The organism is Aquimarina acroporae, from assembly GCF_023195925.1.
Lineage (GTDB): Bacteria > Bacteroidota > Bacteroidia > Flavobacteriales > Flavobacteriaceae > Aquimarina > Aquimarina acroporae.
Genome location: NZ_JALPRE010000007.1, coordinates 346526 through 372883, shown reverse-complemented (window position 1 = coordinate 372883; position 26358 = coordinate 346526). Strand labels below are relative to the sequence as shown.

At 36.4% G+C, this 26358-nt stretch carries 19 protein-coding genes and 1 tRNA gene; 16 read left to right on the top strand and 4 right to left on the bottom strand.

All coding sequences use genetic code 11. From position 1 onward, the window contains the following. Nucleotides 1–13: 13 nt before the first annotated feature. Nucleotides 14–310 carry a thioredoxin family protein gene (locus M0D21_RS12845; RefSeq protein ID WP_248330098.1) on the top strand — a complete coding sequence of 99 codons (297 nt, stop codon included), beginning with the start codon at nucleotides 14–16 and terminating at the stop codon, nucleotides 308–310. Here M0D21_RS12845 and M0D21_RS12840 read toward each other — a convergent pair. Both M0D21_RS12840 and M0D21_RS12835 read right to left on the bottom strand, forming a co-directional pair. Next, nucleotides 307–951, bottom strand: coding sequence for a polysaccharide deacetylase family protein (locus tag M0D21_RS12840; RefSeq protein ID WP_248330096.1), 645 nt, complete (start codon nucleotides 949–951; stop codon nucleotides 307–309). The two genes, M0D21_RS12845 and M0D21_RS12840, sit on opposite strands and share 4 nt — an antisense overlap. Nucleotides 952–1005: 54 nt before the next feature. Further along, nucleotides 1006–4311: a glycosyltransferase family 117 protein gene (locus M0D21_RS12835; protein ID WP_248330094.1), complete on the bottom strand. Its 3306-nt coding sequence runs from the start codon at nucleotides 4309–4311 to the stop codon at nucleotides 1006–1008. A gap of 210 nt (nucleotides 4312–4521) precedes the next feature. Here M0D21_RS12835 and M0D21_RS12830 point away from each other — a divergent pair. Then, a tRNA-Gln gene (locus M0D21_RS12830) sits at nucleotides 4522–4594 on the top strand. Between the two features lie 75 nt (nucleotides 4595–4669). Here the strand turns inward: M0D21_RS12830 and M0D21_RS12825 are convergent. Then, the gene (locus M0D21_RS12825; RefSeq protein ID WP_262922109.1) at nucleotides 4670–5509 is read right to left on the bottom strand and encodes a universal stress protein; all 840 of its coding nucleotides are present in this window, start codon (nucleotides 5507–5509) and stop codon (nucleotides 4670–4672) included. Nucleotides 5510–5774: 265 nt separating this feature from the next. Between M0D21_RS12825 and rimP the strand changes: the two genes are divergently transcribed. The 3 genes from rimP to infB are packed head-to-tail and all read left to right on the top strand — an operon-like array spanning nucleotide 5775 to nucleotide 10358. Next, the gene (rimP, locus tag M0D21_RS12820; RefSeq protein ID WP_248330092.1) at nucleotides 5775–6239 is read left to right on the top strand and encodes a ribosome assembly cofactor RimP; all 465 of its coding nucleotides are present in this window, start codon (nucleotides 5775–5777) and stop codon (nucleotides 6237–6239) included. Between the two features lie 13 nt (nucleotides 6240–6252). Continuing rightward, on the top strand, nucleotides 6253–7485 hold the full coding sequence (nusA, locus tag M0D21_RS12815; protein ID WP_248330090.1) for a transcription termination factor NusA: 1233 nt from the start codon (nucleotides 6253–6255) through the stop codon (nucleotides 7483–7485). 44 nt (nucleotides 7486–7529) lie between these two features. After that, entirely contained in the window at nucleotides 7530–10358 is a 2829-nt protein-coding gene (infB, locus tag M0D21_RS12810; RefSeq protein WP_248330088.1) for a translation initiation factor IF-2, read from the top strand. A 66-nt stretch (nucleotides 10359–10424) separates the two neighbouring features. Here infB and M0D21_RS12805 read toward each other — a convergent pair whose 3' ends face one another. After that, nucleotides 10425–10889: an SPOR domain-containing protein gene (locus tag M0D21_RS12805; protein ID WP_248330086.1), complete on the bottom strand. Its 465-nt coding sequence runs from the start codon at nucleotides 10887–10889 to the stop codon at nucleotides 10425–10427. A gap of 222 nt (nucleotides 10890–11111) precedes the next feature. Here M0D21_RS12805 and M0D21_RS12800 point away from each other — a divergent pair, with 222 nt between their 5' ends. From M0D21_RS12800 to M0D21_RS12750, 11 genes are all read left to right on the top strand, one after another. Continuing rightward, the gene (locus tag M0D21_RS12800) at nucleotides 11112–12428 is read left to right on the top strand and encodes a c-type cytochrome (RefSeq protein WP_248330084.1); all 1317 of its coding nucleotides are present in this window, start codon (nucleotides 11112–11114) and stop codon (nucleotides 12426–12428) included. Nucleotides 12429–12478: 50 nt separating this feature from the next. Next, entirely contained in the window at nucleotides 12479–15607 is a 3129-nt protein-coding gene (locus M0D21_RS12795) for a TAT-variant-translocated molybdopterin oxidoreductase (RefSeq protein WP_248330082.1), read from the top strand. Nucleotides 15608–15641: 34 nt separating this feature from the next. After that, entirely contained in the window at nucleotides 15642–17375 is a 1734-nt protein-coding gene (gene nrfD / locus M0D21_RS12790; RefSeq protein WP_248330452.1) for an NrfD/PsrC family molybdoenzyme membrane anchor subunit, read from the top strand. A gap of 4 nt (nucleotides 17376–17379) precedes the next feature. Beyond that, nucleotides 17380–17919 carry a DUF3341 domain-containing protein gene (locus tag M0D21_RS12785; protein ID WP_248330080.1) on the top strand — a complete coding sequence of 180 codons (540 nt, stop codon included), beginning with the start codon at nucleotides 17380–17382 and terminating at the stop codon, nucleotides 17917–17919. A 5-nt stretch (nucleotides 17920–17924) separates the two neighbouring features. Continuing rightward, nucleotides 17925–18557, top strand: a complete 633-nt coding sequence (locus tag M0D21_RS12780; protein ID WP_248330078.1) for a c-type cytochrome — start codon at nucleotides 17925–17927, stop codon at nucleotides 18555–18557. 36 nt (nucleotides 18558–18593) lie between these two features. Continuing rightward, nucleotides 18594–19913 carry a quinol:cytochrome C oxidoreductase gene (locus M0D21_RS12775; RefSeq protein ID WP_248330076.1) on the top strand — a complete coding sequence of 440 codons (1320 nt, stop codon included), beginning with the start codon at nucleotides 18594–18596 and terminating at the stop codon, nucleotides 19911–19913. 32 nt (nucleotides 19914–19945) lie between these two features. Further along, entirely contained in the window at nucleotides 19946–21022 is a 1077-nt protein-coding gene (locus M0D21_RS12770) for a cytochrome c oxidase subunit II (RefSeq protein WP_248330074.1), read from the top strand. Nucleotides 21023–21068: 46 nt separating this feature from the next. Next, entirely contained in the window at nucleotides 21069–22886 is a 1818-nt protein-coding gene (locus M0D21_RS12765; protein ID WP_248330072.1) for a cytochrome c oxidase subunit I, read from the top strand. Nucleotides 22887–23037: 151 nt separating this feature from the next. After that, complete coding sequence (locus M0D21_RS12760) at nucleotides 23038–23739, top strand: hypothetical protein (protein ID WP_248330070.1); 702 nt, start codon at nucleotides 23038–23040, stop codon at nucleotides 23737–23739. A 169-nt stretch (nucleotides 23740–23908) separates the two neighbouring features. Then, nucleotides 23909–24934, top strand: a complete 1026-nt coding sequence (ruvB, locus tag M0D21_RS12755; protein WP_248330068.1) for a Holliday junction branch migration DNA helicase RuvB — start codon at nucleotides 23909–23911, stop codon at nucleotides 24932–24934. Nucleotides 24935–24940: 6 nt separating this feature from the next. Next, the gene (locus tag M0D21_RS12750) at nucleotides 24941–26272 is read left to right on the top strand and encodes a cytochrome P450 (protein WP_248330066.1); all 1332 of its coding nucleotides are present in this window, start codon (nucleotides 24941–24943) and stop codon (nucleotides 26270–26272) included. The last annotated feature ends 86 nt before the right edge of the window (nucleotides 26273–26358 follow it).

Sequence of the window (26358 nt, the reverse complement as noted above, 5' to 3'; positions counted from 1 at the left end):
AAAGTTTTTAAACATGTCAAAGTTTGGAGATATAATTGGTATTGAAGTTCCAGTGTTATTGGACTTCTATACAGAATGGAATGAACCATCTGTAGCAATGCATCCTGTTCTTAAAGATGTTGCCGCTGCTCTTGGAGATAAGGGTAAAGTGATTAAGATCGATGTTGATAAAAACGAAGAATTGGCTACTGCTTTGAGAATTAAAGGATTGCCTACTTTGATGATCTACAAAGGAGGTGAGATGGTTTGGCGACAAAGTGGTGAGCAAGATGCGAATACGCTTATAGGGCTTATGAAAGAATATGTTTAGAAGTTAATTTTCTCAAAAGTATATCCTCTTTCTGTATAATATTCTAAGACCTTTGGTAATGCGTATTTAAGGTTAATGGCTGCTTTAATACTGTCATGAAAAACTATAATGCTTCCCTGCTTCGCATTTTGAATTACATTTTGAAAACATTCTTCTGGACTTGTTTTTTGATCCCAATCCTTAGATAAAATATCCCACATTATAATTTTATATCCCAGGCTTTGTAACGTCTTAAATTTAGGGTAGCTTATTTGTCCATAAGGAGGTCTAAAAAGTTTTTCTTTTTTCTTTGGGTCTATAAAGTGTTTTATCTCATTACTACAGGCTAGTACATTATCAATATAGGTTTTAGAATCATTTTTCCATGCTTTAAGATGATTCATGGTATGGTTTCCTATTGCATGTTCATACGATAGAATTTTATTAAAGATTGCAGGGTGCCTTTTGATATTATCTCCAATGCAAAAGAATGTAGCTTTGGCGTTGTATTTGGAAAGTTCTTTCAAGACAAATTCTGTTACATCAGGTATTGGCCCATCATCAAAAGTAAGATATATTTTTTTGCTGTTTTTTGAAGAAAAATCCCAGTTATAACCCGAGAAAATGTACTTGAGTATATTTGGCGTTTTGATCGGTATCACTAGGTGTTTCTATAAATAAAAAAGTGAGCTATTAAGCTCACTTTATTTATGATTTTAATTTGCAGGAATTGTGTCTAAAGAATCCAAAGTTTGTTCTTGATTCTGAAACTCTTTTTCTAGGTCTTCTTCCTGTTTTTGTAATAGTTCATCATCATCATAAGCTTCGTCTTCAGAATACAGGCGTCTAAATAATCCTAAATACCTATTAAACTCATCTGCTTTTTCCTCGATCATTTCTCTATCTTGATTAATTAAAAGCAAATCGACAACGCTTCTATAGCGTTCTACATTGGTTACAATTTCTTCAGCATATTGGTATTGCTTGTCAAGAGTCAGGTTTCCAAAATAAGTAAGTTGATCCTGATATTTCTTAGCAACTTTACCCCATAAATCTCTGGCCTTTTGTTTTTCTCCTACTTGATAATATCCTGTAATATAAGGTTCAAGTAGTGTGTAATATTCATAATATTCTATAGGCATTTTATCCATAGCCAAATCCAAAATCTCTTTGGCTTTGCCTTTTTGGTCTTCTTCTATTAGTGCTTCAACCAGTCTTGCAAGATTACTACGATACGTGATAGCGTTTTTTCTGGTCTCAGGATCATGATAAATATTAGGGTCATTACTATTTCCCCAATCCCAGCTAGTCACATTTTTGTACATAAGATCGGTGTCTATACGTCCCATCTCAAATGGGTTACGACGATCTACTTTTGTACGAATAGGAACCAGTTTATAGGTTACACCGTCTAGTTGTAAATAGTCTTTCATCCATAAGAAATCATCATCGCCATAACTTCCTCCTGTAAAATAAATAGGTCTTTCCCAGTTGTTATTGGCTATTATATCTAGCATTAAAAGACGATTTTTAAATAGCAGGTCCCCTTTTAAATGTATATCTATATAAGGAACAATAAGATCAGCGTCTTCTGGTGCAACAATACCATTTTTTAGCACTGCTTCCTTATTTACTGGAATTCTTATATGTTTCGTAGGGAAAGTATTTACCTTTTTTCCGCTTTGAAGATCTCCTTTGGTTCTCGGATCATCGGTTTCAATCCATCGCATCCAGTTTTTAATAAGCATAGTATCATTTGTAACTGGTTTGTAATATATGGCATCGTTATTTCCGAATCTATAAAAATCATGGGTGAGTTGCGAGGGAATAGGTTTCCCATTATAGGCTGCTCTTTTCATTTGGTCTATATACCAATCTGTGGCAAAAAGACTGGTGTTAACCGTTCTTACGTCTGTTCTATAGCCTTCAATATCCTGAGCATACCAAAGTGCAAAAGTGTCATTGTCTCCAATGGTAAATAAGATAGCGTCATCCTGACAAGATTGTAGATACATTTTAGCCATTGCCTGAGCTGTGTACCTGTCTGATCTATCATGATCATCCCAGTTTTGAGATGCCATAAGTACAGGAACTGCTAATAAACATATTGTGGTAACTACAGGAGCAAGTATTTTGGGTTGTATATATTTTTTGAAAGCATCAAAAAGCGCATATACTCCAAAACCTATCCAAATGGCAAATACATAAAATGATCCAACAAGTGCATAATCTCTTTCACGTGGTTCAAAAGGTCTTTCGTTGAGGTATACCTTTAATGCAAGTCCAGTGAAGAGGAAAAACACGAGTAGTATCCAAAAGTTTTTCTTGTCGTACTGTACCATAAAAACAAACCCAATAAGTCCAAGTAATAATGGTAGAAAGTAATATGTATTTCTAGCCTTATTTTTAAGCGCATCGGTTGGTAAATTGTCTTGTGACCCTAGATGCATTTGATCAATGAATTTTATTCCACTAAGCCAATTACCTTCTAAGTTGGTCATATTACCTTGGTTATCATCCTGTCTGCCAACAAAATTCCACATAAAATAACGCCAATACATATATCCCATTTGGTAATCGAATAGGTAGGCAATGTTATCGCCAAACGAAGGTTTTTCTACTTCAATATAATTTCCGAATGATTGTAGGAATTTGTGGTAATCTTCGTTGTCTAATTTACCTTCGGCATATTCTCTTCTAAATTGTGTTACTGCCTCTAGTAATTCATCCTCACTTTGGTATTCTGGCTTAATGGTAAATTTTAATGGACCTGTCCATTCCATATAGTTAGCGATGTGTTCCGTGCTCCACATACGTGGTAAGAATGCTTTGTGCGCATCGTCTAAGTTTTGTTTCGCATTTTTCCAGTCATTTACGATGATGTACTTACCTGTTTTTTCATCTTTTTCATATTTTGGTTTATCATCTTCATAAGGGTTTTGAGTGTCTAAACCAGCATAGATTTCAGAGAATTGTGGCCCATAAAAAAGATGTGTTTCAGGATATTGTTCTAAGTTATAATAGGCGAGTAGCTCCCTTGCATTGTTTGGGTTGTTCTCATTGATGACGGTTCCGGCGTTTGCACGTATAGGTAGCATGATCCAACTCGAAAACCCTATCAAGATAAATAGAACACATAAAAGCAAGGTGTTGAGTACAGCAAAATTCTTTTTGCGGGTATATTTCAGTCCAAAATAAAACGCAGTACCAATTACTAATCCGGCAATTATAGTCCCCGAATTAAATGGCAGTCCAATAGAGTTTACAAAAAACACTTCTGCTGCTCCAAAAAACTTCAAGGTAGAAGGAAGTAATAATTTGAATATAAATAATAGAATAGCAACTACTGCAACATTGGCAATTACAAAATTCTTAATCGTGATTTTTTCATAATTTTTGAAATAGTATAAAAGTCCAATGGCCGGAATGGATAATAATCCCATGAAATGCACTCCAAAAGATAATCCTACAATAAACGAAATAAGTAGTAACCATTTGTTTCCTCGCGGAGAGTGCATGTCTCTTTCCCATAGCAGACCTAGGTAAAACATAGCCGAAAGGATACAGGTGGCCATGGCATATACTTCGGCTTCTACAGCGTTAAACCAAAAGCTATCGGTAAAAGTAAAGGCAAGTGACCCTACAAAGGCACTTCCAAGAACTGCCAAGGCTTTGCCTGATGTGAATTCTTCATTTTTAACAATGAGTTTTCTAACCAATATGGTAATTGACCAAAACATAAATAATATAGTAAACGCACTAGCGACAGCAGATGTGAGATTTACCATATACGCTATTTGCGATGCATCTGAGGCAAAGGTGCTAGCAAATGCTCCAATCATCTGAAATAATGGTGCGCCGGGGGGGTGTCCTACCTGAAGTTTTGAGGAGGTAGCAATATATTCTCCGGCATCCCAGAAACTAGCTGTAGGTTCGACGGTCATAGCATAAACACAAAGTGCGATTGCAAATACGAACCATCCGGTTATTTTATTCCACTTGGCAAAGTTGAATGTACTCATAAAATATATTCGTTTATATAACGTGTGGCGAATTTAGTGATAAAAATACTTTTACCTTTATTTTTTTAGCAAACGCTTAACAGAAGTTTATATTTTGAATAGTTGATAATCATTTTGAAAGGAGGATAATAGAAATTTTAAGTAATAATTTTTTAAAAAATGTTTGCATACCCAAAAGAATGTTTTAAATTTGCACCCGCAATGACGCATTGGTCTATGGTGTAACTGGCAACACGTCTGGTTTTGGTCCAGAAGAGTCTAGGTTCGAGCCCTAGTAGACCAACAAAAAGGAGTAACATTTGTTACTCCTTTTTTATTTTAGAACGAATCGGGGTTGGTTAAGGGTAAATAGGGGTATTTAACTTTGAATTTTAAAAGTAAGTACAGGTCGTTTGGCATGATTAACAACATCTTCTCCGAGGCTCCCATTTATAAAATGTGATATCCCTCTTCGCCCATGGGTGCTAATTCCTATCATACCTGCATTAACAGAGCCAGCAAAATTCAATATTCCTTTTTCTACAGTAATGTCGTTGTAAATGTTGAGGGTGTAATTTTCTATGCCTAAGCCTGCAATCATCTTATTCATTTTTTCTTCTGTTTCATAAGTAGTTTTAAAACCGTTTGCGGTGTTTATCCATACCAAATGAAGTTTGGCTGAGATTGTTTTTGAAAAATCATTGGCAGCAAGCAAGCAAGGTTTGTCTTCATCATCAAAATTTGTGGCATAAACAAAATCTTCAATATCGAATAGCTCGCAGTCTTCCTTGATCACCAAAACAGGTTTTTTCGATGTGCGAACTACTTTTTCTGCATTAGAACCGATAAACAATTCTTCGAAACCGGTAGAGCCATGAGAGCCCATAACAATAATGTCTACATTATTCTTTTCGCTTGCTTCATTGATTCCGGTATGAATATCTTCAAAACTTACAGTTTCAATAATTTCTAAATCAATAAGATAATCTTTTTTCATCATCTCTTCAAACTTGCTATGTGCCTGTTTCATAAAGAAAATAGCTTCAGGAGCTGCTGCCGGAGCGCCAGAAGCCATAAGGTCTGTAAGGTGCATCGGGAGTTCAAGAATGTGTAACAAATAAATAGATGCATTGTTTTTTCTGGCAATTTGTGCCGCCACCTTTAGAGCGCTTTCCGCTTGTTCCGAAAAATCTGTGGGTACGAGTATATTTTTGATCATAATTATGGCGTTTTTGAAATGTGTTATTTCTTCATAAGATTATTTGTCAAAATGTGAATCCTTATAGCGATAGTGTTTGTGATGGGGTAGGTGGTATTTAAATTCTTAAACCTCAGAGAACTATCGTGTGTATTAGATATCTTAAATTTACGAATAAATTCATTCTTTAACATATTTTGTATCTAAGATATTATTGCTATCTTTGCACCGTTGAAATTAAAAAACCAGGTTGAGGGGACGAAAAGTCCCCTCTTTTTATCTACTTATGTCATTAAAAGACGACGTTCAAAATTTACTAGATGGGGCGCTTGAAGAAAAACCGTCCTTATTTTTAATTGATTATAAAATTCAACCAGATAATAGTATCGAAATTATTATCGATGGAGACGACGGGGTAAGGGTTGAAGATTGTATTGCAATTAGCCGTGCAATAGAGCATAATTTGGATCGTGAAAAAGAAGATTTTTCACTTCAGGTAATGTCTGCAGGAGTTTCTGAAGGATTAAAGCATCTGCGCCAGTACAAAAAGAATGTTGGGAGAAAACTAAAGGTAAAAACAACAACCGAAACAATAGAGGGGGAATTGATTTCTGCTACGGAAAGTTCAATTACTTTATCCTGGAAAACCAGAGAGCCAAAGCCTGTTGGTAAAGGAAAGGTTACCGTTACTAAAGAAGCTGATATAGCTTATGAAAATATTGTTGAAGCAAAAGTTATGATAACATTTTAATTATAATATTGATATGGAAAATATCGCATTAATAGAGTCATTTTCAGAATTTAAAGATGATAAGCTTATAGATCGTGTTACGTTAATGGCGATCTTAGAAGATGTGTTTAGAAATGCCCTAAAGAAGAAGTTTGGTAGTGATGATAATTTCGATATCATTATTAATCCTGATAAAGGAGATTTAGAAATTTGGAGAAATCGTATTGTAGTTGCAGATGGTGAGGTAGAAGATGGTAATCAGGAAATATCATTAACTGAAGCACAAAAAATTGAGCCAGATTTTGAAGTAGGGGAAGATGTGTCTGAGGAAGTTAAGCTTATCGATTTAGGAAGACGTTCTATTCTTGCGTTACGCCAAAATCTAATTTCAAAAATTCACGAGCATGATAATACCAATATCTATAAACAATTTAAGGAATTAGAAGGTGAAATTTATACGGCCGAAGTACATCACATTAGACATAGAGCAATTATCATGCTTGATGATGAAGGAAATGAGATTATTTTGCCAAAGGATAGACAAATCCCTTCAGACTTTTTCCGTAAAGGAGAAAATGTTAGAGGAGTTATAGAATCGGTAGAGTTAAAAGGTAATAAGCCGGCTATTATCATGTCAAGAACTTCTCCGTTATTTTTAGAAAAATTATTTGAATCTGAGATTCCTGAGGTTTTCGATGGATTGATAACAGTTAAAAAAGTCGTTAGAATTCCTGGTGAAAAGGCTAAAGTTGCAGTAGATTCTTATGATGATAGAATTGACCCTGTTGGAGCGTGTGTGGGTATGAAAGGTTCTCGTATTCATGGAATTGTAAGGGAGTTAGGTAATGAAAACATTGACGTAATTAATTATACGAATAACCTACAATTGTATATAACAAGAGCGTTGAGTCCAGCAAAAGTTACTTCTATTAAGATTAATGAGGAGAACTCTCGTGCCGAAGTAATGTTGAGGCCAGAAGAAGTTTCTAAGGCGATTGGACGAGGAGGTCATAATATTAGACTAGCGGGTCAATTAACTGGTTTTGAAATAGATGTATTTAGAGAAGGTGTTGAAGAAGATGTGGAGTTAACAGAATTTTCAGACGAAATTGATTCTTGGATTATAGAAGAATTCTCAAAGATAGGGTTGGATACTGCGAAGAGTATTTTGGAGCAAGATATGTCTGACCTAGTGAAGCGAACAGATCTTGAAGAAGAGACTGTGAGTGAGGTGATAAAAATATTAAAATCAGAATTTGAGGATTAATAAACACAATTAATTTATATTTGAGCATAAAATAAAAGGCATTTATGGCTGAAGCAAAAACAATGAGATTAAATAAGGTACTACGCGAATTCAATATCTCGCTAGATCGGGCTGTTGACTTTTTGAATTCAAAAGGTCACGAGATCGATGCGCGTCCTACCACAAAAATTTCTCCAGACATTTATCAACTCTTGTTTGATGAATTTCAGACCGATAAGAGTAAAAAGGTGGCTTCTAAAGAGGTTGGAGAAGAAAAACGAAAAGAGAAAGAGGCATTACGTGTGCAGATTGAGAATGAGCAGGAAGAAAAACGTAAGCTTGCAGAGGCACGTGAAGTTGTAAAAGCCAAAGCTCAATTAAGTGGCCCTAAACAAGTAGGGAAAATTGATTTAGAGAAGAAAAAGGAGCAAGAAGCGCAAAAGCCCGAAGTAAAAGCGGAAGAAGCTCCTAAAAAAGAAGAAGTTAAAGCTAAAGAGCCGGAAATGATTTCTAACAGACCGGCTAAGAAAAGCATTAAAATAACAAAACAGGCTCCTAAACCAGTAGAAGAGGTGAAGGAGAAAAAACAGGAGACACCACCTCCCGCAAAACCTGTTGCTGAAAAGAAAGAAGAACCTGCTCCAGAGGCGAATGTCTCAACTGGACCAGAAAAAGTAAAGACGCAGTATAAAAAACTAGACGGTCCTAACTTTACAGGTCAAAAAATTGATCTTACTCAGTTTAAAAAACCTGCCAAGAAAAAAGATGATAAATCTGACAAAGGTGGTGCTGGTGATCCTAAAAAGCGTCGTAGAAGAATAAGTAAAGAAAGCGGAGCTTCTGGTAATGGTGGAGGAAGACCTGGAGGTAATCAATCTGGAGGAAACCGTGGACAAGGTAACCGAGGTCCTGGTGGAAATAGAGGTCCTGGAGGAAATCGAGGAAGAGGTCAAGGAAAAGGAAAAAGACCACCTATAGTTAAGGAGGAGCCTAGCGAAGAAGAAGTGCAAAAACAAGTTAGAGAGACTCTTGAAAAATTACAAGGGAAATCTAATAAGTCGAAAGCGGCAAAATATAGAAGAGATAAAAGAGATCAGCACCGTCAAAAAGCGGAAGATGATGTAGCGCAGCAAGAACAAGAAAGTAAGATTCTTAAGGTTACAGAGTTTGTTACCGTTTCTGAGGTTGCTACGATGATGAGTGTGTCTACAACCGAAGTAATATCGGCTTGTATGTCTCTAGGTATCATGGTAACGATGAATCAGCGTCTCGATGCAGAGACTTTGTCTATTGTTGCAGACGAGTTTGGTTACGAAGTGAATTTTGTAACGGCAGATATTGAGGAATCTATCGAAGAGATTGTTGATGCTCCCGAAGACCTGTCTCCTAGAGCACCTATAGTTACAGTTATGGGACATGTTGATCATGGTAAAACGTCATTACTGGATTATATTCGTGAAGAGAACGTAATCGCTGGTGAGAGTGGAGGGATTACCCAACACATTGGAGCGTATGGTGTACAATTGGAGAGTGGGCAAAAGATAGCGTTTTTAGATACACCGGGTCACGAAGCGTTTACAGCGATGCGTGCACGTGGAGCACAGGTGACCGATTTGGCTATTATTGTGATCGCAGCCGATGATGATGTGATGCCGCAAACAAAGGAAGCTATTAGCCATGCTCAAGCAGCTGGGGTTCCTATTGTTTTTGCAATAAACAAGGTTGATAAGCCTACTGCAAACCCTGATAAGATTAAAGAAAAATTAGCTTCAATGAATTTATTGGTTGAAGACTGGGGTGGTAAAATTCAATCACATGATATTTCGGCAAAGACCGGACTTGGTGTAAAAGAATTGCTTGAGAAAGTACTTCTTGAAGCTGAGATATTAGAATTAAAGGCGAATCCAAATCGTTTGGCATCTGGTACGGTGGTTGAGGCCTTCCTTGATAAAGGTAGAGGATACGTTTCAACGGTATTGGTTCAAACAGGAACGCTTAAAATAGGTGATTATGTGCTTGCAGGAAAGAATAGCGGTAAAGTTAAAGCGATGCAAGATGAGCGAGGAAACAATATTAAAGAAGCTGGGCCATCAACTCCGGTTTCAATCCTTGGTCTAGATGGAGCGCCTCAGGCGGGTGATAAATTTAATGTGCTGGAAGATGAGCGTGAAGCAAAAGATATTGCATCAAAACGTGCTCAGTTACACAGAGAGCAGTCTGTGCGTACACAACGACATATAACACTTGACGAAATTGGACGAAGAATTGCACTTGGAGATTTCAAGGAGTTGAATATTATATTAAAAGGAGATGTAGATGGTTCGGTTGAAGCATTAACAGATTCGTTCCAGAAATTATCTACCGAAGAGATTCATGTAAATATTATTCACAAGGCAGTAGGTGCTATTACTGAAAGTGATGTGTTGCTTGCTTCTGCATCTGATGCGATTATCATTGGGTTTAATGTAAGACCAGCGGGTAATGCAAGATCTGTAGCAGATAAAGAAGAAATCGATATCAGGACATATTCTATCATCTACGATGCTATTAATGACCTGAAGGATGCGATGGAAGGTATGCTTTCTCCAGTAATGAAGGAAGAAATTACTGGTACGGCAGAAATCAGAGAAACCTTCAAGATTTCTAAAGTGGGTACCATTGCAGGATGTATGGTTCAGAATGGTAAGATATACAGAAACTCTGGTATTAGATTGATTAGAGAAGGTGTGGTTGTATATACTGGAGAGTTAGCTTCTTTAAAGCGATTTAAAGATGATGTGAAAGAGGTAGGAAAAGGATATGATTGTGGTCTTCAGATCAAGAATTACAATGATATCAGGATAGGAGATGTTGTTGAAGCTTACCAAGAAGTAGCAGTGAAGAAAAAGCTGTAAAGTTTATTTATAAACAAAAAAAAGCCTCTACATGTAGAGGCTTTTTTTTGTTTACTTATCGTGTTGTTATTTTTTTTCTGGCCTAAAGATAAAAGCGCTAGGGAATTTAGTGTAAACTTCTTTAAGAGCTTTATCGGCTTCAAGTCTGGTTCTGTAATTTCCCATCCAAACTTTGTAGTTGGGAGTTTCAAATTGTATTGAGACGTCTAATTTTGGAAATTCTTCTCTTGCAGACCTCATAATTTCATTAGCTTTATTGAGGTTTCCATAGTATAACTGTATTTTGTATCGATCACTAAAATCTCCATCTTTTTCCATCTTAGATTTGATGTTAAGCAAGGTCTGAATTCTGGGATCTTGATTAATAGTAACGGTAGCCTCAGGAACAGGGTCTATGTTAGCGGTTATAAAATTACCATTATTTGGTGTGTCTGTGGTTGTATTTGTTGAATCTTGAGCTGTTAGATATGAAATACTCAAAAGGTTAAAACAAATTAAAAAACTACAACGTTTTAGGTTTAACATTCTCATTACAAATTAATTTAGAGCAAAGGTAAAGTTTAATAACTCAAAATTGCCAAAAAATATTATTTAGAATTATTATAAATTAGTAGTTAACGCTTCTCTAACATTTCCAAAATCGACTTATTGTAGTACTTTTGTCGTCGAATTAAAAATGGCCGTTTTTATATTTTTTTAACAAAGTATAGAAAAAACCATACCAAAGTTAAGACGATAATTCTACTTGATAATATGAAACAGGTGAAACACCGAAATTCAGCCTCTAAAATCCTAATCCTAGGAACTGTTTTTTTATTTACTTTTTTGAGTCCTGTTTTTGGACAGGAAGAAGCTGCCCCTGAAGCTGCAGCGACCGAAACTACATCTGGAGGAGATGTAGCCAAAGGAGAAGAGTTGTTCAAATCTTTATGTGCTGCTTGTCATAAACGTTATAAGAAAATGACAGGTCCTGCTCTTTTTGGAGTTGCAGATAAGTATGATAGAGAGTGGATATATTCTTGGGTAAAAAATAGTGCGGCTATGATTGCGGCTGGAGATGCTCAGGCTATCGCGATCTACGAAGAGTACAATAAGACTGCGATGAATGCTTTTCCGCAGTTAACAAATACAGATATTGATAATATCTTGGCCTATGTGATGGTGCCAAAGGCAGATCCGCCTCCACCACCTCCAGGACAAACAACGGCAACTGCTACAGGTGGTTCTGGGGTTTCTACCAATGTTATTTTAGCAATATTAGCATTAGTATTCTTAATGCTTATGGTGGTGCTGTATTTGGTGAACAAAACATTAAGAAGTTTTGCCGAGGCAAATAATGTTGAATTGCCAGTAAGCGAAGAAAGAACTCCACTCTGGAAAGCGTTTGTTCAGAATCAGTTCTTAGTATTGGTGTCTGCAGTGTTCTTGTTACTTGCAAGTGGGTACTTTGTATATGGGTATTTCATGCAGGTAGGTATAGATCAAGGATATGCTCCAATTCAGCCAATCCACTATTCTCATAGAATACATGCTGGCGAAAACCAGATAGAGTGTAAATATTGTCACTCTTCTGCAAGAGTGTCTAAACATTCAGGAATTCCTTCTTTGAATGTTTGTATGAACTGTCATAAGTCTATCAGTGAGGTTGCAGAGACTACGGCTACCGAAGATTACTCAAAAGAGTTTTATGATGGCGAAATTAAGAAGTTGTATAAAGCTGTAGGTTGGGATGAAGCTTCTCAGTCGTATACTGGGAAAACTGAGCCGGTAAAATGGGTTCGTATTCATAATCTTCCAGACTTTGCATACTTTAACCACTCTCAGCACGTAAGTGTTGCTGGAGTAGAATGTCAAAAATGTCACGGTCCAGTAGAAGAGATGGAAATTATGTATCAGCATGCTCCACTTACTATGGGATGGTGTATCAACTGTCACAGAGAGACCAATGTTAAGGTTGCAGATAATGAGTACTATGAAAAAATTCATAAAGAACTCTCTAAAAAATATGGTGTAGATCAGCTTACGGCTGCTCAGATGGGTGGTTTAGAGTGTGGTAAGTGTCACTATTAATAAAATAGTCCGTTAACGGAATTTAAGTAAGAAGCTAATATCAATTATATATGTCATCAAACAAGAAATACTGGAAAAGTGTTGAAGAGCTAAACGAAAATAGCTCTATTGTTGAGACGCTACAACAAAATGAGTTCGTTCAGGAAATACCAACGGATGAGTTTTTAGGAGATAAATCATCTTTAGAGAGTTCTTCGACTTCTCGTCGTGACTTTCTTAAATATGTAGGTTTCAGTACAGCTGCAGCAACTTTAGCTGCATGTGAAGGGCCTGTGAAAAAATCAATACCTTATGTGGTGCAGCCGGATCGTATAGTTCCAGGTGTTGCAAATTACTATGCTACAACAATTGCAGATGGGTATGATTTTGCTAGTGTTTTAATCAAAACAAGAGAAGGTAGACCAATCAAAGTAGAGAATAATAACCTTGCGACTTCAAATGGAGATGCAAACGCAAGAGTTCATGCTTCGGTTCTGTCTTTATATGATAATTCACGTCTTCAAGGACCTAAGAAAAAAGGTGGAGAAGATATTAGCTGGGAAACTTTAGATAAAGAAGTTGGTGCTAAGTTGAATGCTTTAGGCGGAAAACCAATAGTATTGCTTACGCAGACTTTTGCGAGTCCTTCGACTTCTAAATTGGTTTCTGAATTCAAAGCAAAATATCAAAACGTAAAGCATGTGGTGTATGATGCTGTATCTCAAAGCGAAGCTTTAGATGCGTATCAAGCGATGTATGGAGAAAGAGCCCTTGCAGATTACGATTTTTCAAAAGTAAATACTATTGTAAGTGTAGCAGCAGATTTCTTAGGAGATTGGCAAGGAGGAGGATACGATAGTGGCTATGCGCAAGGGCGAGTTCCTAAAAATGGAAAAATGTCTAAGCACATCCATTTTGAATCTAACATGTCATTAACAGGAGCAAATGCTGATAAAAGAGTAGCTATTACTCCTGCGCAACAAAAGCAAGTATTAGCTGCATTGTACGCATATGTTACGGGTTCTGGCTCTAAGAGTTCTTTAGGAGCAGATTTAGATGCTCATGTGGTTAAAGCTGCAAAGGAAATTCAGAAGGCTGGTAGAAATGCCGTAGTGGTTAGTGGTGTTCAGGATGTAGATGCTCAGTTAGTGGTGTTGGCAATCAACAAAGCTATCTCGAGTAAAGCATTTAATGAAGCTACGCCAAGAAAGATACGTCAGGGAGATGCTAAAGCAGTTGCACAACTAGTAAAGGATATGAATGCTGGTCGTGTTGGTGCTTTGTTAATAGCTGGTGTAAACCCTGCATACTCGTTGCCTAATGCAGATGAGTTTAAGGCTGGACTTGATAAAGTTGAGCTTTCGGTAGCATTTAGTATGCATAATGATGCTACTGCAGAATTATGTAGTTATGTGGCAACTACACCTCATTATTTAGAATCTTGGGGAGATGTTGAGTTAAAGAAAGGAAGCTATAGCTTAACACAGCCAACAATTAGACCATTATTTGATACTAGACAATTTCAAGATACTTTATTAAAGTGGACAGGAAATACGTCTACATATCACGATTATATTAAAAGTGCATGGACAGGTATTCTAGGAGGTAGTTCTTGGAACCAAGCATTGCACGATGGTGTTTTAGTAACACCTGCACTTCCAAAACAGGAGTTAGTAGACGCTATCTCAACGCCAGAAGGTGATGTTGTCGATGCCGAAGCAGCTACTCCGGTTTCTAGCGGTCCAGATGTTGCTGCGGCGGCAAGAAGATTGTCAAATGCTAAAGCTGCAAACGGTTTAGAGCTTACTTTGTATGCCAAAACAGCAATGGGTGATGGGCAACAAGCTAATAACCCTTGGTTACAAGAAATGCCAGACCCGATTACCAGAGCTTCTTGGGATAACTACTTAACGGTTTCAAGAGCTGATGCTGAAGCTTTAGGGCTTACTAATGAAAACGTAGCAAATGGAGCCTTAAACGGTAGTTATGCAAAAGTTACTGTTGGAGATACTGAAGTTGTTGCTCCAGTTATTATTCAGCCAGGTCAAGCTAAAGGTTCTGTAGGACTTGCATTAGGATATGGTAAGTCAAAAGGGCTTAAAGAAGAAATGATAGTAGGTGTAAATGCCTATTCATTATATAAGAACTTTAATAATGTTCAAAATGTAACTATAACCGCTGTAGAAGGGGTTCATGAGTTCGCTTGTGTACAGTTACATAACACCTTAATGGGTAGAGGAGACATTGTTAAGGAAACAACATTGGAGATTTTTAATACTAAGGACAAGCATGTATGGAATGCTATACCAGAAGTAAGTAAAAATCATATCGAATACGAAGTAACTTCTCCAGAGGTAGATCTTTGGGATGAATTTGATCGTTCTATTGGTCATCACTTCAATCTTTCTATCGATTTAAATGCATGTACCGGTTGTGGTGCTTGTGTGATAGCTTGTCATGCAGAGAACAATGTTCCTGTAGTTGGTAAGTCTGAGGTACGTAGATCTCGTGATATGCACTGGTTGCGTATTGACCGTTACTACTCTTCTCAGGATAGCTTTGAGAAAGATGATCAGAAGAAAGATAATATCGCTGGTTTAGGAAGCTCTCTTTCTGAATTTGGTGAGATGGAAAGTGCATCAGACAATCCGCAGGTAGTATTCCAACCTGTAATGTGTCAGCACTGTAACCATGCTCCTTGTGAAACCGTATGTCCGGTAGCGGCAACTTCTCACGGTAGACAAGGGCAAAACCATATGGCATATAACCGTTGTGTAGGTACAAGATATTGTGCAAACAACTGTCCTTATAAAGTACGTAGATTTAACTGGTTCTTATATAGTAATAACGACGAGTTTGATTATCATATGAATAATGACCTTGGTAGAATGGTTATTAACCCAGATGTTACTGTACGTTCTAGAGGGGTTATGGAAAAATGTTCTATGTGTATTCAAATGACACAAAAAACAATACTAGATGCAAAACGAGATGGAAGAATGGTTAAGGATGGAGAATTCCAGACTGCATGTTCGGCTGCTTGTTCATCTGGGGCTATGATTTTTGGAGATATCAATGATAAGGAAAGTAAAGTAGCCAAACTTAAAGAAGATAATCGTATGTATCACTTACTTGAGCACGTAGGTACAAAACCAAATGTGATGTACCAAACTAAAGTAAGAAATACTACAGAAGCCTAATTAACTAAATAAAGAATAAATTCAATTATAAAGGATTATGTCTCATTACGAAGCACCTATAAGAAAGCCTTTAGTAACTGGTGATAAAACATACCACGATGTAACAGTCGATGTTGCTGCACCGGTTGAAGGAAAAGCAAATAAATCTTGGTGGATTGTATTCTCTATCGCACTTGTTGCTTTTCTTTGGGGGATAGGTTGTATTATATATACAGTTTCTACAGGTATTGGAACCTGGGGATTAAATAAAACAGTAGGATGGGCCTGGGATATCACCAACTTTGTATGGTGGGTAGGTATCGGTCACGCAGGTACACTTATTTCTGCTGTATTATTGTTATTCCGTCAAAAATGGAGAATGGCAATTAACAGATCTGCAGAGGCGATGACAATCTTCTCGGTAATTCAAGCAGGTCTTTTCCCAATTATTCACATGGGACGTCCATGGTTGGCATATTGGGTACTGCCAATTCCTAACCAATTTGGATCACTGTGGGTGAACTTTAACTCACCATTACTTTGGGATGTATTTGCGATTTCTACGTATCTATCGGTATCTTTAGTATTCTGGTGGACTGGTTTATTGCCTGACTTTGCAATGATCAGAGATAGAGCAATTACACCATTTAATAAGAAAATATACGGTTTACTTTCTTTTGGATGGAGCGGTAGAGCAAAAGACTGGCAACGTTTTGAAGAGGTATCTTTGGTTCTTGCAGGTTTGGCAACGCCACTTGTACTTTCTGTACATACTATTGTATCTTTTGACTTTGCTACATCTGTAATCCCAGGATGGCATACCACAATCTTCCCTCCATATTTCGTTGCAGGGGCAATATTCTCAGGATTTGCAATGGTGAACACACTTCTTATCATTATGAGAAAGGTGTCTAACTTAGAAAATTACATTACCATACAACATATAGAACTAATGAACATTGTAATTATGATTACTGGTTCTATAGTGGGTGTAGCATATATAACTGAGTTATTTATTGCTTGGTATTCTGGAGTAGAGTACGAACAATATGCTTTCTTGAATAGAGCAACTGGACCTTACTGGTGGGCATATTGGGCAATGATGACATGTAACGTATTCTCTCCACAGTTTATGTGGTTCCCAAAATTGAGAAGAAGTATCATGTTCTCCTTTATAATTTCGATAGTAGTAAATATAGGTATGTGGTTTGAGCGTTTCGTAATTATCGTAACATCATTACACAGAGATTATCTTCCGTCTTCATGGACAATGTTCTCTCCTACGTTTGTAGATATTGGTATCTTCATCGGTACGATAGGGTTCTTCTTTGTGTTGTTCTTACTATATGCACGTACATTCCCTGTAATTGCACAAGCGGAGGTTAAGACGATCTTAAAATCTTCTGGAGAAAAATATAAGAAATTAAGAGAAGCAGGAATAGACCATAGAGACGAACTTCCAAAAACTGCAACTAAGGTAACTGAAGAAAAAGTCGAGAAAGTTGTAGAAGCTAAAATAGAAGCTACAGAAGAAGATATAAATAATTTATTGGGTAATCTAGGTACTTTTGATCCTGAAACCCAACAAGCAGACGATCTTAAAAAGGTGAATGGTATTGGACCAGTGATGGAAAAGAAACTAAATGAGATCGGAATATATACTTTTGATCAGGTAAGTAAAATGACTGCGAAAGAGTATGATTTGTTAGATAGTATCACAGGTTCGTTCCCTGGTAGAGCACAACGTGATGATTGGGCTGGTCAAGCCGCTAAACTTAAAAATAATTAAAAGTATGGCATCGAAAGTTATACATGCATTATATAATGATGATGATGTCCTAATGGACGCTGTAAAGAAGGTTCGTGCAGAACATTATCACATCGAAGAAGTATTTTGTCCGTTTCCGGTACACGGGTTAGACAAAGCTATGGGATTACCACATACACGTTTGGCTATTACAGCATTCATGTATGGATGTGTAGGACTCACGGTGGCGATCACTATGATGAACTATATCATGATCGAAGATTGGCCTCAAAACATTGGTGGTAAACCAAGTTTTAGCTATATCGAAAATATGCCTGCTTTTGTTCCTATTATGTTTGAGCTTACAGTATTTTTTGCTGCTCACTTAATGGTTATCACTTTTTACATGAGAAGTAGATTATGGCCGTTTAAAGAAGCTGAAAATCCTGATGTAAGAACAACCGATGACCACTTTTTGATGGAGGTAGATGCTGGTCACCACGACGTAAATGCACTTACCAGTTTATTAAGTGATACTGGAGCAGTAGAGGTAAAAGTAATAGAAAAGGAAGAAGATAACCATTAGTAATAATGAAGAATAGTATAAAAATAATAGCAGCGGTAGTAATGATCTTAGGGATTGTTTCTTGTCAAAAAGATTCTAAGCCTAATTATCAATATATGCCAAATATGTATGAATCTGTTGGTTATGAAACTTACGGAGAATACAGGGTGTTTCCTGGGGAACAGGAAGCTATGCAACCTGCAGAAGGTTCTATACCAAGAGGGTGGATGCCTTACGATTTTGAAAATTCTAACGAAGGTTATCAGTTAGCAAAAGATACACTAAAGAATCCTATACGATATACTTTAGAAAACCAAGAAAAAGGTAAAGGGCTTTACGATATATATTGTGCCGTTTGTCATGGTACAAAAGGAGACGGAAAAGGAATCTTAGTACAAAGAGAAAAAATTCTTGGGGTTCCTAGTTATGATGACGCTGGTAGAGCAATCACAGAAGGTAGTATTTATCATGTGATGTACTACGGTATAAATTCTATGGGATCTTATGCTTCTCAAACTAGTGAGCATGAGCGTTGGCAGATTGTACAGTATGTGCAAAAGCTAAAAGCTGATCTCGAGGGAACAACTGCTCGTATAGACGCAGATGTTGCAGAAGTAGCACCAAAAGTTGAGGAAGACCATTCTGGTGCAGAACACTAAAATTAAAAGAGTAAAGAATAACGATATTATAAAGATATGTACAAGCTATCAAATAGATTAAGATTATTTTCTATCATCCTTATGGTTGTAGGTCTTGTAGGTCTGGTTTTAGGATTTGCACAGAGACCTAGTTCTATAGAAGAGGTAAAAGAAATGATGGCATCTCATGATTCTCATGGTGGAGGTCATGGAGAAACGGCAACTCAAGATCATGGTGAAGGACATGGAGAAGATGCTCACGGAGGTGACGCACATTACGAACATGTATTGCATCAATTGCAAAATAAGCCTTGGGCAGCATTATATGTTGCAGCCTTTTTCTTCTTTATGATCGCTTTAGGTGTTCTTGCATTCTATGCGATTCAATTTGCAGCGCAGGCGGGATGGTCACCGGTATTGTTTAGGGTTATGGAGGCAATTACTGCATACCTTGTACCAGGGGGAATCATTCTATTTGTGATATTAGCATTATCGGGATTCCATGTAAATCATTTATTTGTATGGGCAGACCCAGAAGTTGTTGCACACGATAAATTAATTCAAGGTAAATCAGGCTGGTTAAATGGTACAGGATTTATAATCAGAGCTGCAATATTCTTAGGAGGATGGTTATTATATCGTCACTTCGCAGTTAAGTTTTCAAGAAAACAAGATGAAGATTCAGAAGGAAACAGATGGTACAAGAAGAGTTTTAAGATATCTGCTGGATTCTTGGTGTTCTTTATTTACACAGAGTCTATGATGTCTTGGGATTGGATTATGAGTTTTGATCCACATTGGTTTAGTACATTGTTCGGATGGTATGTTTTCGCTAGTTTATTTGTTTCGGGAATTACTACCATTGCTTTAATGACAATTTACCTTAAATCTAAAGGATACTTAGAATTTGTAAATGACAGTCATATTCATGATTTAGCAAAGTTTATGTTCGGTATTAGTATTTTCTGGACATACCTTTGGTTCTCTCAGTTCATGTTGATCTGGTATTCTAACATTCCTGAAGAGGTTACTTACTTCATCACAAGAATTGAAGATTATAAACTACCTTTCTTTGGTATGTTAGTAATGAACTTTATTTTCCCATTATTGGTGTTGATGAATAGTGATTTCAAGAGGGTAAATTGGTTTGTTGTAATGGCTGGAATAGTTATTCTATGTGGTCACTATATAGATGTATTTAATATGGTTATGCCGGCAACGGTTGGAGAATCTTGGTTCATAGGTATAAGCGAAATAAGTGCTGTATTGTTGTTCTTAGGATTGTTCTTGTTCGTTGTTTTCAGAGCACTTACAAAAGCGCCTTTATTGGCAAAAGGAAACCCATATTTAGAGGAAAGTAAACATTTCCATTATTAAAATTTGAATTGTAAAAAAGAAGATAGATAAAAATGACTGTATTCTTAACCATAGTAGTTATAGCACTTTTCGGAATCACATTGTGGCAAATGTCGAAAATCTTGAAGTTGTCTCAATTAAAAAATGTTGATGATTCCCAAGTTGCAAATGATAAGGATAATAATATGCAGGGTAAGCTTATGTTGGCCTTCGTGGTTTTCATTTACCTTTTAACAATATATTGTTTTACAGAGTATCATACGTTTTTCTTGCCAGAGTCAGCATCAGAGCATGGTGTAGATTACGATAGATTAATGCTTATCTCGATGGTATTGATTATGTTCGTACAAATTCTTACGCAAGGATTACTTCATTACTTCGCATATAAGTATAGAGGTAAAAAGGAAAACAAAGCATTGTTTTTCGCAGATAATGATAAATTAGAATTTATCTGGACCATTATCCCTGTTATTGTTTTGGCTGGTCTTATTATCTACGGATTATTTACATGGACAGATATCATGAATATCGATGAAGAAGAGGGTGATCCTTTAATCGTTGAATTATATGCTTACCAGTTTGACTGGAGAGCTAGATATTCTGGTGAAGATAATGTATTAGGAAAAGCTAATGTACGTTTTATCGAAGGAGTTAATACCTTAGGTATAGATGCTTCTGATAATTACGGTAAAGATGATAAAGTTACAACAGAGTTGCACTTGCCAGTAAATAGAAAAGTGATCTTTAAAATGAGATCCCAAGATATCTTACACTCTGCTTATATGCCATTCTTTAGAGCACAGATGAATGTAGTGCCAGGTATGATTACTGAATTTTCATACACTCCTACGATGACCTCTGAAGAAATGAGAAGTAGCGATTTTATGATAGAGAAAGTAGCTACTATCAATAAAATTAGAAAAGAGAAGAGTAAGAAATTAGTTGCAGCTGGAGATGAAGCATTAGAAGAATACACATTCGATTACTATTTGTTATGTAATAAGATTTGTGGAGCTTCACATTATAATATGCAAATGAAGATTGTTGTGGAGTCAGAAGAAGACTATGAAGCATGGTTAAAAACGCAGCAAACATTTGGTGAGCAAATGTCAGCTCAAGCAAGTAACTAGAAGAAAAAGAAGAATTTAGTATATTTTATTAAAAAAGAAATAGCATATGTCAGCAATAGCACATGCAGGTGAGCATGCCCACGATGACCACGGCCACCACCACAAAGAGACATTTATTACCAAATATATCTTTAGTCAAGATCATAAAATGATCTCAAAGCAGTATTTAGTTACTGGTTTGATTATGGGTATTATTGGTATAGCTATGTCCCTGTTATTTAGAATGCAGTTGGCTTGGCCAGATCATAAATTCACTATTTATGAAGTACTTTTAGGTAAGTTCGGAACCGACGGTGTAATGGATCCTAGTATTTACTTGGCTCTTGTAACTATTCATGGTACAATAATGGTATTCTTTGTGCTTACAGCTGGTCTAAGTGGTACATTTAGTAACTTATTGATTCCATTACAAATTGGAGCCCGAGATATGGCTTCTGGGTTCTTGAATATGATTTCTTATTGGTTATTCTTCTTAAGTAGTGTAATCATGGTATTATCATTATTTGCTGAGGCTGGACCTGCATCTGCAGGATGGACTATCTACCCACCATTAAGTGCATTGCCACAGGCTATCGGAGGTTCTGGAACTGGGATGACATTATGGTTGGTGTCTATGGCAATATTTATCGCATCTTCGTTATTAGGTTCATTGAACTATGTAGTAACAGTAATTAACTTAAGAACAAAAGGAATGTCAATGACAAGAATGCCTTTAACGATATGGGCTTTCTTTGTAACTGCGATTATCGGTATTGTATCTTTCCCAGTATTACTTTCAGCAGCATTATTACTTATTATGGATAGAAGTTTTGGTACTTCGTTCTATTTAAGTGATATCTATATTGCTGGAGAAGTTTTACATAATCAAGGAGGTTCGCCAGTATTGTTTGAACACTTATTTTGGTTCTTAGGACACCCAGAGGTATACATTGTATTACTTCCGGCTTTAGGTATAACATCAGAAATTATTGCAACAAACGCACGTAAACCTATATTTGGATATAGAGCGATGGTAGCATCTATTTTAGCTATTGCTTTCTTATCTACGATTGTATGGGGGCACCATATGTTTATTTCAGGAATGAATCCGTTTTTAGGATCTGTATTTACATTTACGACGTTATTAATCGCGATTCCTTCTGCGGTAAAAGCATTTAACTATATCACCACACTATGGAAAGGTAACTTGCAGCTTAATCCGGCTATGTTATTTTCAATCGGATTAGTTTCAACATTCATTACAGGTGGTCTTACAGGTATTATTCTTGGAGATAGTACATTAGATATTAACGTGCATGATACATATTTCGTAGTAGCACACTTCCACTTGGTAATGGGAATATCTGCCCTTTATGGATTATTTGCCGGGGTATATCACTGGTTCCCTAAAATGTATGGTAGAATGATGAACAAAAACCTTGGATATGTTCATTTCTGGGTAACCGCAATTGGTGCCTATGGGGTATTCTTCCCAATGCACTTTATTGGTATGGCGGGATTACCACGTCGTTATTACACCAATTCGAATTTCCCATATTTTGATGATTTAGCAGATACCAATGTGTTGATTACTGTTTTCGCATTAATAACAGCAGCCGCACAGTTGGTATTTTTATATAATTTTATCGTTTCAATGTTCTACGGTAAAAAAGCAACGCAAAACCCATGGAAATCTAATACATTAGAGTGGACCACGCCAGTAGAGCACATGCATGGTAACTGGCCTGGTGATATTCCTCATGTATACAGATGGCCTTATGACTATAGTAAGACCAATGAAAATGGTGAATATGTAATTGCGGGACAGGATTGGGTCTCTCAAATTACGCCTTTACAAGATGGTGAAGAAGAAATGCATCACTAAAGAGATGTAGTTAAGATAAATTAACCCTTTTAAACTTGTTTAAAAGGGTTTTTTCTTTTTTATCACTTTCCATTGTTGGTTAAGACTGGTGAGATTTAATGGGTAAATCGAAATTATATCCTATTTTTAGGTATAAATACGTTAATCTGGTTTGAATTTTTACTCGGCAGCACATATTTTCTGCTATGTATCCATAGCGCTTATTTTTTACGTTGGTCTTTTTTTTGGGAATGAAGAATTGATCATCTTAAAACCAGTATCCTCTTTAGGTCTTATTTGGGTTTATCTAGAAAACCGGAAAAAAGTTAATGCACTCTACCCTCTAATTATCATAATAATTATGGTGAATGATATACTTATTCTAAAAGATTTTGAGCAATATTTTAAGTATGTAGGCATATTACTTACGTTATACTATTTAATGTGCTCTTATTTATTGTTACCATTTATTTCTTTTAGTGCTATTAGATCTAAAGAATTTTTGACCCCATCGGTTTTAATAAGTATAGTGTTAATTTTATATCTTACTTTTTCTATTTTCACCTTATCAATGCCAAATTTTGAAGATTCTATTGGTTTTGCTGTTGCAATTATAGTGTCTCTCTTTATTTATCTTGCTTGTTGCTTTATTATATATCTAAGAAATCTCCATACATATACACACTATTTAGCAATAGCAGGAAGTAGTTGTATTTTGGTCAACGCTATGCTTCCTATACAAGAATTTTATTATAACAATTCGGTTTTTCAGGCAGTAATATATTCTGCCGATATAGTGGCTATGCTTTTCTTCTTAAAATTTTTGATCAGCGGGGAGGTTATAAAAGAAAAGAATGGAAATAGTTATTTTTAGTTTTTATAGCATTGGGAAACCTAGAAAATAAAAATTGAATATGTAAGACTTTTGAAGATGTTCCTCCCAATAAACTTTGTTTATTTACTTAGGAATAGAAATCATTTTCACAATCAGTATACTATCTTTGTCTTGGGATTACCCATGTTATACAGAAAATTATTAATCTATGAATCAAAACCTTGACCCCTCTGCAGATAATTATTCAAAAGAGGACTTAGATATTGAAAGAGCATTAAGGCCTCTTGCCTTTGAAGATTTTACTGGTCAGGATCAGGTTTTAGAGAATCTTCAGATTTTTGTACAGGCTGCAAATATGAGAGATGATGCTTTGGATCATACACTATTTCATGGGCCTCCTGGTTTAGGGAAGACTACTTTAGCGCATATTTTGGCAAATGAATTGGGAGTGGGAATCAAAGTAACTTCAGGTCCGGTTTTGGATAAGCCTGGGGATTTAGCAGGGTTACTCACCAATCTCGACGATAGAGATGTCCTATTTATAGATGAGATTCATAGACTAAGCCCTATTGTAGAGGAGTATTTGTATTCAGCAATGGAAGATTATAAAATTGATATTATGATCGAGAGTGGCCCCAATGCGCGTACGGTACAAATAAATTTAAATCCTTTTACTCTTGTAGGAGCTACTACCAGATCAGGGCTGCTAACCGCGCCTATGCGTGCCCGTTTTGGAATTCAATCGAGGTTGCAGTATTATTCTACAGAATTATTGGCCACTATTGTACAAAGGAGTGCGCAAATCCTTAAAGTTCCAATATCTATGGAAGCAGCCATAGAAATAGCAGGAAGGAGTAGAGGAACACCTCGTATTGCCAATGCATTACTACGTAGGGTGCGTGATTTTGCTCAAATTAAGGGCAATGGCACTATTGATATAGAAATCTCAAAATTCGCTCTTAAAGCGCTTAATGTAGATGCACACGGGTTAGATGAGATGGATAATAAAATATTATCTACTCTTATAGATAAATTTAAAGGAGGACCTGTGGGAATAACCACATTGGCTACCGCAGTTAGTGAAAGTGCAGAAACCATCGAAGAAGTTTATGAACCGTTTCTGATTCAACAGGGGTTTATAGTACGCACGCCAAGAGGAAGAGAAGTTACCGAGGCAGCGTATAAGCATCTGGGACGAATAAAAGGAGGAATTCAAGGAGGGCTTTTTAGTTAATAGTATATGTCATACAAAACTCTTCCTGTCGTTCCGTTTATCAAAGTTCTTAGAAATGCTAGTCGTATTTTAAAAAACCCCTTGCCATTTCACAACGAAAATTTCGAGAGACATGGTGACGTTTTTAAGGTGCAACTTGGTATGGGCAAATCGGTAATATTTACTAGAGATGCTGGGTTTGCTAAACATATGCTACAAAAGAATCACAAAAATTATTATAAGTCTGAGTTGCAAACCAAAGATTTGGCTCGATATATAGGTGAAGGGCTTTTAACGGCCAATGGTGAAAAATGGCTAAAACAAAGACGATTGATTCAGCCGGCTTTTCATAAAAAAAAGTTGGAGTCTTTAATTGACACTATGAAGAGTGTAATTAAAGAAGAGTTTTCAAAAATACAACCCGAACAAGATATCGATGTTTTCCCTATAATGAATGATTTGGCCTTTAAGGTAGTAGCAAAATCATTGTTTAGTTATACAGATAGTGGAGAGACTGTTTCACGATTACAATACATTACCGAGGCTGCTCAAAAGACTTTAATTAAAGAAATACGCCAACCTTATAAGCGATGGTGGTTCAATATAAGTGGGCAAACCAAAGCAACACTCAAGCTTACTAAAGAAGCAAGGGATATTTTGAATGATCTTATCGAAGAAAGAAAAAGGTCAGATCAACGTTTCGATGATTTACTGGATATGTTGCTAGAGGCAAGATATGATGATGGTAGCGCGATGGATAACGAACAGTTAATAGATGAAATTCTTATTCTTTTTACTGCCGGACATGAAACTACATCAAATGCGCTTACTTTTACCTTGTTGCTGCTTGGGCATAACCCCAAAATTCAACAAAAAGCCTATCAGGAAATAGTAAATACCTCCTCAAGCATATCGGCATTAGAAGAGGTTTCAGCATATCCATTTACAAAGCAGTGTGTAGAAGAGGCAATGAGAATGTATCCGCCGGCTTATTTTTCAGATCGATTAGCAGTGGCGCGTGATTCTTTTAACGACCTCGAAATTGTAAAAGGTACAACCGTACTTATTTCCTTTTTTGAAATACATCGACATAAAGCATTCTGGAAAGATCCCGAAGTATTTAATCCAGATCGTTTTCATCCCGAAATCGCTAAAAAAGAATATTCAGATTGGTATTTCCCGTTTGGAGCAGGGCCAAGAATGTGTATTGGTAATAATTTTGCGATGTATGAAATGGTTTTGGCTATAAGTGAGCTACTACGAGCCTATAAAATTGTTCCTAAACATGATGAGATTTATATTAAACCTTTGATCACACTAAAGCCTGAAAATGCGATCATAAAATTCTTACCTCGATAGCACTGTCAAAAGAGTTTAAAAGATAAAAAGAATATGGATATCATCTTCAGAAGAATTACTTTTGAATTAATTTTCATAAGAAATAT